The organism is Candidatus Lokiarchaeota archaeon (genome assembly GCA_014730275.1).
Lineage (GTDB): Archaea > Asgardarchaeota > Thorarchaeia > Thorarchaeales > Thorarchaeaceae > WJIL01.
This window is the reverse complement of record WJIL01000075.1, coordinates 1-2,512: the sequence shown is the minus strand read 5'-3', so window position 1 is coordinate 2,512 and position 2,512 is coordinate 1. Positions and strand designations below refer to the sequence as shown.

3 protein-coding genes are annotated in these 2,512 nt (G+C 44.2%); all 3 read left to right on the top strand.

Going from position 1 to position 2,512, the window contains the following annotated elements; translation table 11 throughout:
- The first annotated feature begins 17 nt into the window (after window positions 1-17).
- A complete protein-coding gene (locus tag GF309_08650) occupies window positions 18-560 on the top strand; it encodes a hypothetical protein (protein ID MBD3158841.1) in 543 nt (180 codons plus the stop codon).
- A gap of 91 nt (window positions 561-651) precedes the next feature.
- Complete coding sequence (locus GF309_08645) at window positions 652-1,992, top strand: nucleotide sugar dehydrogenase (protein MBD3158840.1); 1,341 nt, start codon at window positions 652-654, stop codon at window positions 1,990-1,992.
- A 222-nt stretch (window positions 1,993-2,214) separates the two neighbouring features.
- A partial coding sequence (locus GF309_08640; GenBank protein ID MBD3158839.1) for a hypothetical protein occupies window positions 2,215-2,512 on the top strand: 298 nt, incomplete at its 3' end.

The following is a 2,512-nucleotide window of genomic DNA, read 5'->3' as shown; positions in this document are numbered from 1 at the left end:
TGTCAACGGGTAAGAGATTGGGTAACCGCTTAGCAACATTCTTAACAAGCAAACTAGCAGGACAGAGAATATCAGATGCTCAGAGCGGGTTCAGAGCGATTCATCGAGACCTTGCTCAGCGCCTCGTGGTGGAATCAAAGAAGACATACGTGCAGGAGACCCTCATTAGATCAATAAGGCAAAGCTACAAAGTTGTTGAGGTTCCGATACGATTCCGAAAACGAGAAGGCAAATCTCGTTTGATTTCCAGCATTTGGAGATATGCATTTCAGGTTTTTCCTGATTTAATATTAACATACGTTCAGGTTGCTTCTCTAAGATTCTTTGGCATAATTTCAATGCTATTGCTGGCTGCGGGAATCCCTTTTCTTTCAGCCGGTATTATCTTCATGCTAAGTGGAAATATAGGACGGGGTTTGTCGCTCCTTATTCCAAGTATTACTATCCTTGCCCCAACAATCTCAAGCCTAATGTCCGCAGGTCTGATAATTGACTATATTCACAAGCTTCGAATGTGGAGGCTTGAGAAGGAAGCATTAAAGAAAGACAATTCCCAATAGCCCAGCTGGACTCCAAGAAATCAGACGCACCATAGCTCTGTTCAGATACATGAAAAACAGATTTCTTTATATGTAATGGAAATCCAATTAACTGCGAGGAAAGGGTATGCGCATACTGGTTATCGGAGCAGGGTATGTTGGATTGGCAACCGCTGTGGTTATGTCCCAGACTCATGAAGTTACAGTTGTAGATATTGACGAGAATAGAGTTTCTTTAATCAACTCAGGCACCCCGCCATTCGAGGAAGTGGGGATGGAACCATTACTACGCAAGTCTGTGAACCGAGGGCGTCTACAGGCCTCTGACTACGAAAGTATTCCCCCAGGCGATGATTTCGTCCTTTTCTGTGTTGGGACACCTCCACAAAGAGATGGTTCAGTTGATATTAGTAACCTGAAAGCTGCCCGGGATAGTGTACTGGAGAATATCGAGAAGTTGCTGGATGATTATCTCGTGCTGGCCATAAGAAGCACTGTGCCTCCAGGAACCACTCGTTCCCTTCTAATCGAGGAGTTAGAAGAGCATCACATGTCCGACAGGATTGGTGTAGTTTTCAATCCCGAGTTCATGAGACAGGGACATGCAATTCACGATATAATGAACCCAAACCGCATCGTAATTGGCGCCTCTGATTCAAAAGCACTCAAAAGATATCATTCCTTATATCGAAGCATTGTAAAAGATAAACAGATTTCCGTCTATCATGTTTCCATTGAGTCGGCAGAGCTATCCAAATACGCTAGCAATGCATTCCTCGCGACGAAAGTATCATTCGCTAATGAGATTGCCAGCCTAGCTGAGAAGATTCCAAACACCGATCCCGATGAAGTAATGGATATTGTAACGGCCGACAACAGAATCAACGGAAACCATATGAAACCGGGTTTGGGATTTGGAGGAACCTGCTTGCCCAAGGACTTGGCGGGATTGATTCAAGTTGGCCATTCCTTGGGCATACCAATGGATCTTCTGAGAGGTGTAGCTTCTGTAAACAGAGCCACTTCTATTCGGCTGATGAGCATTCTGAACGGTGAGTTGAAGGACATAAAGGGAAAGAAAGTAGCGGTCCTCGGCCTTACATTCAAAGCCGGAACAGACGACACGAGACGCTCTCAGAGTCTTTCACTGATAGAAGAGCTCAATGCAGCTGGTGCAGATATTTGGGCCCACGACCCAATGGCAAACGAAAATACAATCAATGAAGGACTGCGCACGAAATTCAAAAGAGGTGACGACATCTTTAAAGTCACACGCGATGCCCATGCAGTCTTCTTAATGACCGATTGGCCGCTTTATGAGGAGATAGGCATTGAGAAAATCATGGAACCGGCAAACGGCAAGCTATTGATTGACGGCAGACGGCTTTTTGCACAATCTCCAAAACCCGATTATGTGAAGTATAGATGCCTTGGTTCTTTCTGTCATTCATAGAAACTAAAAACCTCGAAGATAGCCATTTCAGAAACTGAGGCCTTTTGTAGGCATTTTTGACAAGTTCTCGTTTTCTGAGCATACTAAGTGGAATCAAATCTATCTTGTTCTACTCATTTTCTTCTTGAAGCCCTAGCCCAACAATCATATATGAGATACTATAGCAAAGTGAAACGAACGAAACCAAAGGCAGTTCAAGACTAGAATAGGCGGTCAACCCATTTGATTCAACCTGTATCGATTGAGCTCACAATCGTCTTCTCCGTACTGTGGATATTCATTCTCGGTTGTTTTGGCACCGTACTGCTCAGGATCATTGAAGTATCTGGGGTTGCTATGCCCCAGCCCACCAACTACATCGATTCAGTTGTACTTCGCTTGTTTTTTGGAGTATTGATAGTACCACCTATTTTCGTAACCTATACGCTCATATCGATTCCAATCAACATAATCACAGTATGGATACCAGCTGCTTTGGCGGTATGCACAACCATACTAATGCAGAGAGCCCGTCTCAAAG